Here is a 15,198-nt window from a genome sequence, read left to right on the forward strand (position 1 = left end):
GGAACTGCGGACGGAAGTCCGGAGGATTTAGGGTCAGGACCCATTAATTTGGATGAATTGGTAGGGATGAATTTGTTCGGATACGAGGCGCAAAGCTGCAGGAAACCGCCCGGTTTCCAAAGATTTGCAACGATGTTGCCGGGCAAATCCACCCTATCCCTTAGGGACGCAAAACCGGCTTCGATCTGCTTCGTCAAACCGCTCAACCGGGCAGGAAGCCCGCTTGTCGCGCTTTTCCTTGCAGCTCATTGCCGCTTGCAGCGCCAATTCAACCAAATTAATGGGTCCTGACCCTAACGATTGCGGCGGCTGCCTCTCTTCGCAGCCGCCGTTTTTGTTTGTTTTCGCATACCGGAATTGGCCGGCTCTTCCGTCCGGCTGCGGTTCAGCCCGCAATGCGCAGCGGGATGGCCGACTGCACTTCCTTGGCGATCTCACCGATCAATGCATCGACCGCCGGACTGGCGGCACCGTCACGCACCCGGGCGATGTAGGTGATGTCCGGCGGGGTGGGAAGTTCGTTTTCGATCGTGGCAATGTCCGGTGTGACGTGAAGCCCGTTCAAGAGTGCGACGCCGAGACCCGATCTGACCGCCGACTGGATGCCCGCCGCGCTCGGGCACTCCAGAACGTTTTCGAGCCGGTGCCCCTCCGACAGGCCCTCGGAGAACGCCCAGACCTTGTAAAAGCAGTTGCTGTCGAAGGACAGGAACGGAATGCGAGCGCTCGTATCCAGGATGAGATCCGGCGACCGTACCCAATGGAGCGTGTCCTCGAAGAGGATCAGATCGCCCGGTTTCACGTCTTTCCGGAAGATCTGCATCACGGCGACATCGAGTTCACCCGCCTGCAGCCAGTCCTGCACGCACAGGCTCTGGCTTGCGCGCGTGTGAACCGTGATCTCGGGAAACAGCCGCGTGAACCGGCCGAGGATCCGGGCTACGCCGCTCGTTGTCGTGTCTTCGGTCATCCCGAGCCGGATCGTGCCGGACACCGGCCGCTTCCGGAGCGATGCGAGTGCCTCGTCATGCAGATCGACAATCCGGCTTGCATAGGTTCTGAGCCGCTCACCGTCTTCTGTCAGAAGCGGTGCGCCGGCGCGCCTGGTCAGAAGTTCGCAATCAAGATTCTGCTCCAGCCGCCGGATCTTGTGACTGACCGCCGACTGGGACACGCAAAGATGCTCGGCCGCCCTGGTGACGCCGCCCTGCTGCACGATCGTCAGCAACGCGCGAAGGGCATCGATCTCCAAACGTTCCGGCATTTGAGTCTCCAATGACAAAAACAGATGATTATATGACATTCATTCATTTGATTCATATCATAGGGGTGCGCTAGGAATTTGGAAAGACCTCATTTCGCGGAGCGGCAACCATGCATCTCGTCAATGAACACGTACTGATCGATAACACCCGCATTGCACATGGCATCCACGGCAGCGGCGAACCTGTCGTGCTTATCCACGGGACACCGTCCTCGTCCTACATCTGGCGCAAGATTGCCCCAGCCCTGGTGGACGCCGGTTACAAGGTCCACATCTACGATCTTCTTGGCTTCGGCCTGTCGGAACGTCCCTGGAACCCGGACGTTGACACCTCGGTCACCGGTCAGGTCCCGATACTTCAGGGTTTGCTGCGTCATTGGGGATTGGATGATTTCCACCTGATCGCCCATGACATCGGTGGCGGCATCGCACAGCGCTTCGGCGTCTCATATCCGGAACGGCTCCGGTCTTTGACCATGATCGACACGGTCTCGTTCGATTCATGGCCGTCGAAGCGCACGAACGAACAGATGCAAAATGGCCTGGAACGCCTCATCAAGGCGGGTGACGGCGAACATCGGCAGCATTTCCACGACTGGCTGCTCAGCACCGTTCACGACCCGGACGAGTTGGACGAAACCGCGGAAGGCATTTATCTGGATTTCATATCCGGCCCGATCGGACAGGGCAGTCTCTTCCAGCATCAGGTCCGCCACTACGATCCGCGGCATACGCAGGAGGTTGCAGACCGGCTGCACGAACTCGGCAGGCTCCCGGTGCAATTGATCTGGGGAGCGGACGATGCCTGGCAGGTTGTGGGCTGGGCGCACAAGCTTCGCGACGCAATCCCGGGCTCGGAGCTTCACGTTCTTGAAAACTGCGGGCACTTCGCGATGGAAGATCAGCCTGAAAAGATTTCCGGTCTGCTGGTCGATTTCCTGAGCCGGCAGAAATGATGCACCGGATCCACATAACATCTTCAACAGATCGGACACCCCAATGAAGCTTTCTGATTTCAAGGCTCTCACGTTTGACGTCTATGGCACACTGATCGACTGGGAGAGCGGAATGGTGACCGCGCTGCAACCGCTGACCGACAAGGTCAGCCGGTACCTGAGCCGGGACGACATTCTGGAAGCGCACGCCTATCATGAATCCACCAGCCAGCGCTGGACGCCGGCAAAGAAGTATTCGGATCTGCTGGGTGTCGTCTATCGGCGCCTCGCCGAAGAATGGGACGTCGAGGTGACATGGGAGGAATGTGCGGCCTACGGCCTGTCCGTCCGTCAATGGCCGGCCTTCGATGACAGCAGGGAGGCGCTCGCCTATCTGAAGGAACACTTCAGGCTGGTCGTCCTGACCAACACGGACAATCTGAGCTTCTCGGGCTCGAACGGTCGCCTGGGTGTCCACTTCGACGGGGTCTATACCGCCGAGGATGTCGGCAGCTACAAACCCGCAGATCGCAATTTCGAATACATGCTCGAAACGCTCACCCGCAACGGCATCGCCAGGCATGAAATCCTGCACACGGCCGAAAGCATGTTTCATGATCATGCTCCGGCCAACCGGCATGGTCTTGCAAACTGCTGGATCTATCGCCGCCACGACAAGCAAGGATTTGGTGCGACAATGAACCCGGGAGACATGCCGACAGTCGATTTCCGGTTCGACAGCATGGCGGATCTGGTCGAGGCGCATAAGCAGGAACTGGCTGCCGGCTGATCCTCAATGTTCAGCGCCAGCGATTGCGCCTCAGGCGTTCATCGATGGGGATGCGCGCGTGATATTCCGCGACATCGAGCACCATGGGGACCGAGAGGCCGTTCTCGTAGTGGACGAACTCGTCCGCCGATTGCCGGAATTTCATCGTCGCATAGAAGCGCGCCAGATCCGGCACGCAGTCGATGTAGATCTCGCGAATGCCGGTCGCCTGCACGAATGTCGCGATGCCGGCGAAGATCCGCATGTAGGTCGCACCGCCGCGCCATTTCTCCGGGATCGCGTATTTGGTGATGACGCAGGTCTTGTGCGGATGGTGATCGGAAGCGCCCATGCCGTAGAGCTCCGGCAGGATGGAAAGCCCACCATGCTGTGCGAGATTGACACGCGCGGTTCCCGCGTCTTCGCCCTCGTAGACGGCGATGAAACTGGTGCCGTGCTCGTCGAGCGGATCGATGAGCGTACGCGCCTCATGGTCGGCATAGGGAGAGGGGCGCCCGAACTCGCCGCAATAGACCTCGTAGCGCAGGCGTTGCGCGCGAAGAATGAGATCCTCGGTGTTGCACTGGAACACTTCGAGCGGCGGCGGGTCCGCCTTTTCGAAATCGTCGAGCAGGACGTCATTCTGCTTCAGCCGCGCCCGCATCAGCTTCGCAAGATATCTGGAAAAGGCGGTTGCCATCTCCGGCTGCCGTGCTTCGAGGAGATCGAGTTCCTTTCGGCCGATGCCGAGCGCGCGTATGTCCGTGAGTGTTTCAACGCGTGCCGATGCCCCGCTTCCGGTCAGAAAGCCGATTTCACCGAGGATCGTGTTGCGGCCGGATGTCAGGCGGGTGGACAGGTCGCCCTGCTCGAAACGGACTTCGACCTCTCCCTCCAGCACCAGCAGCATGTCACCGGCAAAGCCGCCTTCGTAGCGCAGCACATGCCCGGGCGGGAACCGGTGCTCGCTACAGATCGACGTCAGTTCGGTCAGGATGTCGGGTTCCATCGGTCAGCTCCCGTCCGGTTCCGCCACGGTCTCCTTGAGCGACGTCAACGGTTTTTTCTCCACCACCACGCGCTCGAAAACCGCTTCCGAGTCCGGCCACTCCGTTCCGAACATGCGGTCGAGAAACCGTGTGCCGAGGCCATAGTTCCCCGTGTACCGTGAGTGGTGGAGCGCATGGTACACCGTCGACGTGATGTACTTGCCCTTGACCTTCATGAAGTTTTCAGAGCGGATTTCGTAATTGGCGTGACCGTAGGAATTGATCACGAGGTACAGCGCAAACCAGGTCGCGATACCGAAGAAGTTCAGCGGCATCAGGAACTGGTCCACCAGCGCAAGCACCCCGAGAATGCCGAGGTCGAAGATGAACTTTTCCCAGAAGGAAAAGGACAGCGCCGTGAACGGGCTGGACAGGCGGCTGCGGTGGTGCTCGGCATGGATCCAGTGGAGCGATTTCAAATGAAAGGCGCGGTGGGACGCATAGTGCCAGATCTCGGCCCAGAGCGCCGTGAGCAGAAGACTGCCGAAGAAGCTGGCGACCGTCCGGCTGTCGAAGAGCCCGAACAGCAGGAAAATCATCAGCATGAGCGCATGCAGCGGCGTGTGCAGGGAGTTCTTCAGTTCCCGCCGCACCTGCGGGTCCTTGATCGGCAGGCTGTAGATCCGGTCGCGCGAGAGATCGACTTCGTAGTCCTCGACGCATAACCAGAACAAGGCCATCAGGTGGCCGATCACGGCGATCAGGCAAAGCATCGCCGCTTCCGCTGCATCCATTTCCATCCCCCACGCTTGCATGCATTCATTGGCGCCCTGGCCGTGAGGCTAGAAAAACCGGCACCTCCGGTCAAGCGGCGTGAAGGTCTTAGCTATCTGGAAAATAGGCCGTTTTGCTATCATGGATAGGGTCCGGGTACCTCAGGTCGTCAGACGTCGACCCAGATGGAGCCTTCGTTGTGGGATGCGACGGCGGCATGGATGAAGCGCACACCGGCTTCGCCATCGCCGACCCGCGGCAGGCGGATCCAGTCTGCCGGGATAGCGACACCGTCACTGCGGGCGGCAACGGCCATGGCAAACTCGGTATAGAGATTGGCCCAGGCCTCGATGAGGCCCTCCGGAAAGCCGCGCCCGGTGCGCACGAAGCGCTCGGTGGCGGCGGAAAGGCCGTGACCATGGCCCCGGCTCAGGATCCGGTCGGGGTCTCCGAACACGTTGAGCCGCAACCGCTCGGCGTCTTCCATGTCCCATTCCAGGCCGCCCTTCGATCCGAAGATCCTGAGACGCAATCCGCCCCTGTTGCCCGAGGCGAGGCGGGTCGCCATCAGCGTGCCCGGAACGCCGTCGCCATACCGTGTCATCATGAAGACGGTGTCTTCCAGCGGTTTGGGAGCGCCACACACATGCATTTCGGCCCGCACATGGGTCAGCGGCAGTCCGGAGACGAAACTTGCCAGATGCGCGGCATGGGTGCCGATATCTCCTGTGCAGCTTGTTGGCCCGGAGATCTTCGGGTCGACCCGCCATTTGACGTGCGGCGCGGCTTCCACGCCGTCCGGGATCATCCAGTCCTGCATGAATTCCACGTGGATCTGGTTGATGTCCCCAAGAATGCCGGAGGCGACGATTTCCCTGGCTTGGCGGATCATCGGATAACACGACATCACGTAGGAGACGCCGAAAACCACTCCGGCCTCCGCGCTTCGCGCGGCAAGATCCTCCGCCTCTGCGATTTCGTTGGTGAGCGGCTTGTCGCAGAGGATGTCGATGCCTCGATCGAGGAAGGCGAGGGCTGCCGGATGATGCATGTTGTTCGGCGTCGTGATCATGACGGCGTCGACCCCGTCGCTCCGCACCGCCTCGGCTTCGGCCATCTCATCGAACGAACCGTAGCAGCGTTCGGGATCGAGGAAGAGGTCCGCGCCTCTGGCCTTCGCCTTTTCCGGGTCGGACGACAGGGCTCCGGCGCTGATCTCCCAAAGATCCGTCATCCGCGCGGCCATCGCCTGCGTCGCGGAAATCCTGCCGCCGCCGACGATCCCGAGCCGCAGACGTCTCGAAAGGCGCGGGAAGGGGCCGTCAAAATCGAAGGACTGGGGAAGAAGTTTCTCGGTCATGGGTCACCTCAAGCCGGCGGCTGTGCGCCTTCCGGCAGCATCTCGACAGCCATGAATATCGACGGCGTAATGGTTTCGAACTGATGCCAGGGATAGTTGCCTTCGGCATCGTACATCGGGCGGTGGGTCGTGCCCGGCGCCATCGGTTCCTCCAGATAGAGGGTCGACGGGTCCTTCTCGCGGCATTGCTGCATCTTGCCGAAGCCGACAACCTGGGTATGGACTTCGCGGAAGCCGGGCACGGGGCAGAAGGGATGGTCCCTGTGCAGGCCCACATTCAGCGGCACCGAGCCGGAATGATACATGGTCAGCCCGATGCGGCCGATCCAGACCTTCGGCGACATGTAGTGGCTGACCCCTCTGAGCCGCTCTTCCTGCCGCACGTCATAGGCTGAGGGCCATGTACGTTTGACCTGATCGAAGAGGGCGTCCGTGTCCGGATAATCGTCGAAGCGCTCGATCAGGATTGCCTTGTCCACGTCCCTGATGTCCACATCCGCAATGACGGTGGACTGCAGGTGTTCAAGCATCTGGTCGAAGATCCTGACGGGTTTTTCCGCAAGGTTCAGGAGGATGGCCTTGCCGCCGACACTGACCGTCGTTTCGCCGGTAACGATGCTCACCGTGAAAAAAGGTTCTGCAAAGTCGAGTATCCTGGTCGGCATCCGGTTAGCCCTCGCTTTCGGGGAAATTCTGAGGCAACGGGTCGGGCACATCGCAGCGGCTGGAAATGTTGACGAACGCACCGATTTCGGGCGACCTCAGCATCCCCTGCATGATCTCGCACACGTGATAGGCCATCGCACCGCTGGCGCGCGGTGGCCGCCCGTCGCGCACCGCATAGGCCAGGTCCAGCAGGCCTATCCCGCGTGCGTCCCAATTGTAGCCATGATCGATCTCGGCCACGCACCACTCCGCCGGTGCCTCTGGGCGTGGCCGCATGGTCCAGCGGGACTCGGCGCGCGTTCTGTACCAGACGGGGCCGGCGAAAATGTTGGCGCCATCGCCAGGGTCGGGGTCCGGAATGCAGATCGTGCCGTCCTCGCCGTAGATCTCCAGACGCGGTGTCTCGCTTTCCCAGACATCGAAGGACACCATCATCTGGCCGATGACGCCGCTGTCGAACTCGAACATGCTCAGGCAATGGGTGTCGACCTCGACCGGCATCATCGCGCCGTGCCGTGGCCCGTTCTCGATCATGCGCTCGGGAAAAGTCTTGCGCGCCATCCCGGCAACGCGCGTGATCGGTCCGAGCAGAAACACCATTGCGGTGAGGTAGTAGGGGCCGAGATCGAGCAGCGGACCGCCGCCTTCCTGATAGTAGAAATCCGGGTTCGGGTGATGGCGTTCGACCCCGTGTGTCGGCACGAAGGCCGAAACGCCGGTGGGGGCGCCGATGACGCCGCTGTCCAGCAGCTTGCGCACGGTCTGCCAGCGCCCGCCCAGGAATGTATCGGGCGCGTTGCCGACCAGGAGCCCGCGGGTGCGTGCAAGCTCCAGGATTTCCCGCCCGTCGTTCAGGTTCGTCACGAACGGCTTCTCGGAGTAGACATGTTTGCCGCTTTGAAGCGCCATCCGGCAGATATCCGCATGCGCTGCGGGAATGGTCAGGTTGAGCACGCAATCGATATCCGGGTCGGAAAGGAGTTCGGCCGGTTCGCAGGCTTTCGGCACACCATGCTGCGCAGCCTTGGCCCTGCTTTCCCCGATGTCGAGGCTGGCGCAGGCAGTGATCTCCAATCCGTCAAACGCTGCACAGTTCTTGAGGTAAATGTCGCTGATGCGTCCGCAGCCGATCAGGCCGACCTTCAGGAGCGTCATGCCGCCTCCTGCCGCATCAGCCGCTTCATGGCAGCTGTCCGGAACGGCGCGTTCGGCCCGCCATAACCCGCATAATTGCCGGTCCGTTGAACGATTTCGAAGAAGAACCCGCCGGCCACGGGCCGGCTGTAAATCTGGTAGAAGGCGCCCAGTTCGTCTTCGTCGTAGAGAATGGCCGACTGTTTCAGGCGCTCGATCTCCGGATCGTCAAATCCGAACCGGGCGGCAAGATCGTCATAGTAGTTGCCGGGCAGGACCAGTGGCCGGAAGCCTCGGGACCGGAGTTCTGCTGCGGTCTCGAAAATGTCGTCGCAGGACAGAGCGATGTGCTGCACCGCGGACGCGCTTCGGCCTGAGATGAATTGTCCGGCGAGCGTGTCTTTCGACTCCGCCCCGTTCAGCGTCAGGCGGAAGACGCCGTCGGGCGCCTCGATCACCTGGCTGCGCACGATGCCGCCGGGGTCGACCACATCGAAGACAGGACGCTTGGCGAGGTCGAATTGCGCGGTGTAGAAAAGCGACCAACTCAGCATCTCCGCGTAGTCCATCGTCTGCGCGATGTGATCGACGGCCTTAAGCCGGCCGGCATCGGGACCGCTCTCCACAGGCTCGAACTCCACGTCCCAGACATCGGACAGCCCGCTTGGTTCATCAAGCAGATGCATGATCGACCCGCTGACGGCATGGATCGCCGGCAGCGCCATTTCCCCGTCGTTGAGCGGCTGGCGAAACGGCTCCGCACCGAGGCGGGTGGCGCGGTTCACGGCCGCGCTCGCACTGTCGACTCGCAGGCCGATATCACAAACGCCGAGGCCATGCTTCTCGAAGCAGGCGCGTGCAAATCCGCTGTCGTCCTTGTTGATGACAATCCGGATGCCGCCCTGTTGCCAGACGGTGACCGACTTGTTGATGTGCCGAGCCGCGAGGCGAAACCCGAGGCTTGCCAGCAGCTGTTCGAATTCGCCAGCGGAGCTTTCATCCGCAGTGAACTCGATGAACTCGACCTGTTCGACGCGGGGGCGTGCCGGCATCGGCTGAATGCCGATCCGGGACTGCGGAGCATCCCGTTCCACGTCGTCGGCCAGCGCCATCAGCGAGCGGTAGCCGTCACGCGCGATCAACTCGGGACTGCCGCCCCGGAACTGGTCGTTGAAAATCTCCAGGGAAATCGGACCGTCATACCCGGTCGCGGCGACGGCCTTCAGAAATCCGGTGACATCGAGATCACCTTCTCCCGGCATGTTGCGGAAATGGCGAGACCAGTATAGCAGGTCCATGTCGATCCGGGGGGCGTCGGCAAGCTGGACGAAGAAGATCCTGTCGCCGGGGATCGACTGGATGCTGTCCGGCGAGAGTTTGCGCCCGAGCGTATGGAAACTGTCGACGATCAGACCGACAGACGGATGATCCGCCCGGCGCACGATTTCCCAGGCGTCGCGGTGGTCGTTTATGTAACGGCCCCAGGCGAGCGCCTCATAGCCGACACGTACACCGTGCGCCTTTGCAATGTCACCGAGTTCGGCAAGGTCGGATGCCGCCCTGTCTATTCCCCCGAGCGCCTTCGGATGGACGCTTGAACAGATCAGGACCAGATCGGTTCCGAGCTTGTTCATGACGTCGAACTTGCGCTTTGCGCGGTCAAACGCTCGCGCGCGCTGGGGCTCGGGCAGTCCCTCGAAGTCGCGTAGGGGTTGAAACAGCAGGATTTCTAGCCCATGGTCTCGGACCATTTTTCCGACATCTGTGGCGCCACCGTCATGAGCGATGAAGTCCTGTTCGAAGATCTCGATACCGTCGAAGCCGGCAGCGGAAATTGCCGCCAGCTTTTGCGGCAGATCTCCGGCAATGGATACCGTCGCTATCGACGTCTTCACCGCGTTGCCCTCCTCCGAAGCACGCACCAGTTTGATAGGCAACTTAGAATGTACCAAAGAGTTAATTTGTCAATGATCAATTCTCCGAAAGGCGGGTCAGGCGCGTGAAAAAGAACGAAGGTGAGCGCAAGACGAGCTGGAAACAGGACCCGGAAGGCGTAAAGGCCGACATTCTCGCCGTGGCCACGTCCGTTTTCGCGGAGGCCGGGTTTTCCGGCGCCCGGATCGACGAGATCATCCGGCGGACGAAAACGTCAAAGCGGATGATCTACTATTATTTCGGCGACAAGAGTGGCCTTTATTCCAAGGTTCTCGAAGCGGCCTATACGCGGCTCCGCAAGGGCGAGGGGCAACTCGATCTGGAGGCTTTGCCGCCCCTGGACGCTCTTGCGAAACTCGCCGCCTTCACCTTCGACTTTCACCGGGAAAACCCCGAATACATTCGCCTGATCGCGATCGAGAACATCCATCACGGCAAGCATCTGAAGCAGTCGGAAACCATCCCGAAGCTGAACAGCCAGATCATCACGGGGCTGGAAGATCTGTGCCGCCGCGGCGTCGAGGAGGGCGCATTCCGGGACGACGTCGATCCGCTGGAACTGCACTGGACCATATCCGCGTTCTGCGTGTTCAACATCTCCAACCGGGCAACCTTCTCGCATCTTTATGGCGATGACCTTTTCACGGATGCCGGGCAGGAGCGTCTGCGCGCGCGCCTTGTTGCCATGGTGCTCGACACGGTGCGGGTGCGGTAGGGTACGGGCCCATAAATGAAGTCAATTTGGTTTGGATCGTTTTGACCGTCTGTGAGGAGCGAAGGCGCAGGAAATGTGGTGCATTTTCAAGCCTTTTGCGACGATGCATATGGCCGAAACGGCCAAATCCGAAGGACGGCAAAATGGCTTCCCCTCGCAGCGTCACCGCGCTTGACCGGGCAAAGGCCCGCTCTGCACACGCTTCCTCGCGCAGTTTTGCCATTTCTGCCGCTAAATCGGCTTCATTTATGGGTCCGTACCCTAGCTCGGCCGGTCTTCAGAGCGGTAGCGCCGGGCTTTCCTGCAGGCCGAGATGCAGCTCGTTACCTTCATAGGGATGCGCCCGGGCGACGTCTTCGTTGAGGTCGGAACCAAGCCCCGGTTTCGCAGGGGGGATGACATAGCCGTCTTCCCACCGGATCGGCGTCTTCAAGAGATCGGCGTAAAACCCGTCGAACGTGCGGATCGATTCCAGCACCAGGAAATTCGGACTGCAGGCGGCCAGTTGGATGTTGGCGAGCGCGACCAACGGACCGCAATAGAGATGCGGTGCAACCTGGGCGGAATGACACTCGGCCATCGCGGCGATTTTCTTGGCTTCGAGCAGGCCGCCGACGCGTCCGAGGTTCATTTGCAGGATGCTCGCGGCTCCTGTTTCCAGAACGCGGGAGAATTCGTGCTTGGTGCAAAGGCGCTCACCTGTCGCCACCGGTATCGACGTAAAGCGCGCAACCTCGGCCATGTCCTCCGGTTTTTCCGGCGGGATCGGCTCTTCGAACCAGAGCGGATCGTAGGCTTCCAGCCGTCTTGCCATGCGCTTGGCACCGGACACTGTGAATTGTCCGTGGGTGCCGAAAAGCAGATCAGCCCTGTTGCCGACTGCCTCCCGGATCGTGCGGCAGAACGCTTCCGAACGGTCCAGGTCCTGAAGGCTCGGCTGGTGTCCGTCATAGATGGTGTAGGGGCCGGCCGGGTCGAATTTGACGGCCGTGAAGCCTTTTTCGACGGCCGCGACGGCGGCCTCGGCAGCCATATCCGGATCGTTGTAGACATTGGGCGTGTCGGGATCCGGATAGACATCGCCCGCCTTGGGATAAAGGTAGGTGTAGGAGCGGAGCCTGCCGTGAACCTTGCCGCCCAGCAATTCGTAGACGGGTTTGCCCGCCGCCTTGCCGATGATGTCCCAGCAGGCCATCTCCAGCCCGGACAGGACACCCATCACCGACACATCGGGCCGCTGCGTGTAGCCGGCTCCATACGTCTTGTGCCACAGCTTTTCGATGTGGTGCGGGTCCTGGCCTTCAAACTGCCGCTTGAACACGTCTTCCGCCATCGCGGCAACAAGGTGCGGCCCGAAGGTCGCGTTGTAGATCTCGCCGTAACCGGTGACACCGCAGGCCGTCATCAGCTTGACGAAGATGAAGTAGCGGCCGCCGTGACGCGGTGGCGGATTGCCGACCACAAAGGTCTCGATTCGGTCGAGTTTCATGGAATGCACTCAACTCCCGTTGCTGATCGTGATCGACTTCACCTTGGTGTAGGCATCCAGCCCCTCCCAGCCCTTTTCACGGCCGTATCCGGACTTCTTGTTGCCGCCGAACGGCAATTCCAGGCCACCGGCCCAATAGTCATTGACGGAAACCTGGCCGCAATCCATCGCATGCGCAACCCGCATCGCGCGTCCGACATCCCTTGTGTAGACACTGGCAATCAGCCCGAATTCGGTGCCGTTGGCAAGCCGGATGGCTTCTTCCTCGGTCTCGAAATTCTGCACGGACAGAACGGGCCCGAAAATCTCGTCCTGCACGGCCGGGTCGCCCGGGGCAAGATCGGCAATCACCGTCGGCTGGAAGAACCAGCCCTTGCCGGTGTCCGCGTCCACCGTGACGTCGCCGCCGGTCAGAAGGGTCGCGCCACGGGCCTTTGCCGCCTCGACATGGGTCTTGATGCGCGACAGGTGCAGGTCCGAATTTATGGCGCCCATGTCGGGGTCCGACAGCCCGTGTCCGGGTCTGATGGACTTTGCGCGTTCGGCGAGGATGGCGAGGACGTCATCACGGATCGCCTTGTGCAGGATCAGCCGGGATCCGGCGGAACAGATCTGGCCGGAATTGGAGAAGATCGCCCAGTAGGAGCCGTCGGCGACCTTTTCCGGGTCCGCATCCTCGAACGCGATCAGCGGCGACTTGCCGCCGAGTTCCAGCGTCAGCCGGGTGACATTCGGCGCGGCCATCTGCGCGACGTTGATACCGGTTGAGACGGAACCGGTAAAGGTGAGCTGCTTGATCCTGGGATCGCGTGCCAATTGAGCGCCCATGTCGGACCCGAGGCCGGTAACGACGTTCACAAGGCCGTCCGGAACGCCTGCCTCGCACAGGAGCTCCGCCATCACCAGTGCCGTGAAGGGTGTCGTTTCCGCGGGCTTGGCAACCACGGAGCAGCCGGCGGCAAGGGCTGGGGCTACCCCGCGTGCGAATGTCGAGGTCGGATAGTTCCACGGAATGATATGCCCGGTGACGCCGACCGGTTCGCGCACCGTGAACGCGGTGTGGCCCGGACCGAGATTGACGGACCGGCCGTCGAGCTTGTCGGCGGCACCGGCGTAATATTCAAACAGCCGTGCGGAGGACTGAACATCGCCCTGTGCTTCGGCGAGGGTCTTGCCGCTGTCGACAACTTCGATGACCGCGAGGCGATCGGCATTCTCGCGAAACAGGCGGGCGACAGTGTTGAGGATTGTGCATCGCTCTCCCGGCGGGACCTGGCGCCAGTGCGCCGCAGCTTGTTCAGCCGATGCGATTGCCCGGTCCATGTCGGACGTTTCGCCGAGTGAAAACTCCGCGAAGGCCTCGGCCCGTCCCGGGTCGAAGCTTTCCATCTTGCGGTTCGACGGCGGTGTCGTCTTTCCGTCGATGAAGTGGCCCTCGGGCAGGGAGGGCAGGTGGCCGGTCTCCAGGTAGGTTCGGGCGATGGTCTCAGCTGTCATGTTGCGGCTCGTTTCCGGTCTTGCAGGATCAGGTCCGCCCCTTTCAGGGCGAGCATCATGGTCGGGGCATTTGTATTGCCAGAAGTGATGTTGGGAAAGGCGGAAGCGTCGACGACGCGCAGGCGTTTGATGCCGTGCACGCTGAGGCGGCTGTCAAGTACGGCGGTGGTCCGGTTCGCGCCCATCCTGCAGGTCGAGACCGGATGATAGACCGTGCTCGCCCGCTCCCGGAAATCGGCGAGCAGTTCGGCGTCTTCCAGCGTTTCAAGATGTGGCGCGAGTGATGTCTCCACGACGCCGCGCATCGCGTGGCTGCCCATGATCTTCTGGCAGAGCCGGCCGCCTGCGACAACGGCTTGCCGGTCTTCTTCGGTGCTGAGCGAATTCGGCTGGATCCCCGGTGCGACAGCGGCATCGGCGCTTGTGATGCTTATGTGCCCGCGGCTCGTCGGCCGGGTCGGCTGGGCACAGATGATGAAGCCGTCGAACGGGTCGAGCGCCAGCCTGGTTCGGTCCCCGCTCTGCGCCATCCGGTAACTGATCGGGTTGAAGTAGAGTTGCTGGTCCGGCCGGTCCAATTCAGGGCGGGATCTCAGGAACCCGCCGCATTGGTTGACCGAAAGGGACAGCGGACCGCGCCGCGTAAAGGCGTATTGCAGGGCTGCCCGTGCCTGGCCGGCCAACGGCCGCAGGACGGAATTCAGCGTGCTTTCCCTGGCCCGGAAGGTGTAGGTGGCCGCCAGATGGTCCTGAAGATTCGCACCGACATTGTCGTTGGCGCAAATGACCGGGATCTTGAGAGACTGCAACAGCCGGCCGGGGCCGATCCCTGAGACCTGCAGCAGGTGCGGAGATCCGATCGCGCCGGCAGAGAGGATGACCTCGTGCCGGGCGGTAACCCGCTCGCCATCCGCAAGCAGGACACCGACCGCCGTATGTTCCTCAAAGAGGATGCGGCTTGCCGGCGCCCCGGTCCGCAGCGACAGATTGGGCCGTGCGAGCACGGGCCGCAAGAACGCACGCGCGGAAGAGCAGCGTTCGCCGTTTTGCGTTGTGATGTGGTAGACGCCGCCGCCTTCGGGCGCCGCACCGTTGAAATCGCCGGACCTCGGCAGACCGGTTTCATCGAGTGCAGCAAAGAAGTGCCGGTTCAGGCTGTGGATCTGGCTGGATGTGTCCTGTACGTGGATCGCGCCCGCGCCGGTCTTTTCACCCGTGGGCCCGACCTTGGTTTCCAGGCGTTCGAAGACGGTTTTGACCTCTTTCCAGCTCCAACCGCGTGCGCCTGCACGTTCCCAATCGTCGAAGTCCTCGGGTAGACCGCGGCAATAAACCATGGCGTTGATGGAGCCGGATCCCCCGAGCACCTTGCCGCGCGGCCAGGAGATGCTGCGCCCGTTGAGCCCGGCATCCGGGTCAGTCCTGAACTGCCATGTGTGTTTTGCACTGGTGACGAGCTTTGCATATCCCAGCGGCATGCGAACCCAGGGGGAACTGTCTGGTCCGCCCGCTTCGAGCAGCAGGACCCGTGTCTGCGGATCGGCGCTCAGGCGTTCGGCTAGAATGCACCCGGCAGACCCGGCGCCGACAATGATGTAGTCGAAAGTGTCCATCGCTCTATCGCCAGGAGACGTCGTTCGCGGTGGAGTTTCACCGAGCGCGGTGAAATCA

13 protein-coding genes are annotated in these 15,198 nt (G+C 61.6%); 3 read left to right on the plus strand and 10 right to left on the minus strand.

Annotated features, from left to right (window positions below; genetic code table 11):
* Positions 1 to 385: 385 nt before the first annotated feature.
* Positions 386 to 1,264: a LysR family transcriptional regulator gene (locus ACO07N_RS14875; RefSeq protein ID WP_421981763.1), complete on the minus strand. Its 879-nt coding sequence runs from the start codon at positions 1,262 to 1,264 to the stop codon at positions 386 to 388.
* A gap of 110 nt (positions 1,265 to 1,374) precedes the next feature.
* On the opposite strand from ACO07N_RS14875, the gene ACO07N_RS14880 reads away from it, so the two are divergent.
* Positions 1,375 to 2,220 (plus strand): alpha/beta fold hydrolase, encoded by an 846-nt coding sequence (locus ACO07N_RS14880; protein ID WP_421981764.1) that lies wholly within the window; start codon positions 1,375 to 1,377, stop codon positions 2,218 to 2,220.
* A 43-nt stretch (positions 2,221 to 2,263) separates the two neighbouring features.
* Positions 2,264 to 2,989: a haloacid dehalogenase type II gene (locus ACO07N_RS14885; RefSeq protein WP_421981765.1), complete on the plus strand. Its 726-nt coding sequence runs from the start codon at positions 2,264 to 2,266 to the stop codon at positions 2,987 to 2,989.
* Positions 2,990 to 2,999: 10 nt separating this feature from the next.
* On the opposite strand, the gene ACO07N_RS14890 is transcribed toward ACO07N_RS14885, so the two are convergent.
* From ACO07N_RS14890 to ACO07N_RS14915, 6 genes are all read right to left on the minus strand, one after another.
* Positions 3,000 to 3,977, minus strand: a complete 978-nt coding sequence (locus ACO07N_RS14890) for a cyclic nucleotide-binding domain-containing protein (RefSeq protein WP_421981766.1) — start codon at positions 3,975 to 3,977, stop codon at positions 3,000 to 3,002.
* 3 nt (positions 3,978 to 3,980) lie between these two features.
* On the minus strand, positions 3,981 to 4,751 hold the full coding sequence (locus ACO07N_RS14895) for a sterol desaturase family protein (RefSeq protein WP_421981767.1): 771 nt from the start codon (positions 4,749 to 4,751) through the stop codon (positions 3,981 to 3,983).
* A gap of 149 nt (positions 4,752 to 4,900) precedes the next feature.
* On the minus strand, positions 4,901 to 6,091 hold the full coding sequence (locus ACO07N_RS14900) for a Gfo/Idh/MocA family protein (RefSeq protein ID WP_421981768.1): 1,191 nt from the start codon (positions 6,089 to 6,091) through the stop codon (positions 4,901 to 4,903).
* Positions 6,092 to 6,099: 8 nt separating this feature from the next.
* Positions 6,100 to 6,756, minus strand: coding sequence for a hypothetical protein (locus tag ACO07N_RS14905; RefSeq protein WP_421981769.1), 657 nt, complete (start codon positions 6,754 to 6,756; stop codon positions 6,100 to 6,102).
* A gap of 4 nt (positions 6,757 to 6,760) precedes the next feature.
* Positions 6,761 to 7,912: a Gfo/Idh/MocA family protein gene (locus tag ACO07N_RS14910; RefSeq protein WP_421981770.1), complete on the minus strand. Its 1,152-nt coding sequence runs from the start codon at positions 7,910 to 7,912 to the stop codon at positions 6,761 to 6,763.
* Positions 7,909 to 9,786, minus strand: coding sequence for a bifunctional sugar phosphate isomerase/epimerase/4-hydroxyphenylpyruvate dioxygenase family protein (locus tag ACO07N_RS14915; RefSeq protein WP_421981771.1), 1,878 nt, complete (start codon positions 9,784 to 9,786; stop codon positions 7,909 to 7,911). The genes ACO07N_RS14910 and ACO07N_RS14915 overlap by 4 nt, the downstream gene beginning before the upstream one ends.
* A 104-nt stretch (positions 9,787 to 9,890) precedes the next feature.
* Here ACO07N_RS14915 and ACO07N_RS14920 point away from each other — a divergent pair, with 104 nt between their 5' ends.
* Positions 9,891 to 10,541, plus strand: a complete 651-nt coding sequence (locus ACO07N_RS14920) for a TetR/AcrR family transcriptional regulator (protein WP_421981772.1) — start codon at positions 9,891 to 9,893, stop codon at positions 10,539 to 10,541.
* Between the two features lie 277 nt (positions 10,542 to 10,818).
* Here ACO07N_RS14920 and ACO07N_RS14925 read toward each other — a convergent pair whose 3' ends face one another.
* From ACO07N_RS14925 to ACO07N_RS14935, 3 genes are read right to left on the minus strand one after another with little or no spacing between them, the layout of a single operon-like run.
* On the minus strand, positions 10,819 to 12,030 hold the full coding sequence (locus tag ACO07N_RS14925; RefSeq protein ID WP_421981773.1) for a mandelate racemase/muconate lactonizing enzyme family protein: 1,212 nt from the start codon (positions 12,028 to 12,030) through the stop codon (positions 10,819 to 10,821).
* Positions 12,031 to 12,039: 9 nt separating this feature from the next.
* Positions 12,040 to 13,527, minus strand: coding sequence for an aldehyde dehydrogenase family protein (locus ACO07N_RS14930; RefSeq protein ID WP_421981774.1), 1,488 nt, complete (start codon positions 13,525 to 13,527; stop codon positions 12,040 to 12,042).
* The gene (locus ACO07N_RS14935; protein ID WP_421981775.1) at positions 13,524 to 15,140 is read right to left on the minus strand and encodes a GMC family oxidoreductase; all 1,617 of its coding nucleotides are present in this window, start codon (positions 15,138 to 15,140) and stop codon (positions 13,524 to 13,526) included. Before ACO07N_RS14935 ends, ACO07N_RS14930 begins: the two co-directional genes overlap by 4 nt.
* Positions 15,141 to 15,198: the final 58 nt, after the last annotated feature.

Origin of the sequence: Roseibium sp., assembly GCF_965229775.1 — a bacterium.
Classification (GTDB): Bacteria; Pseudomonadota; Alphaproteobacteria; order Rhizobiales; family Stappiaceae; genus Roseibium.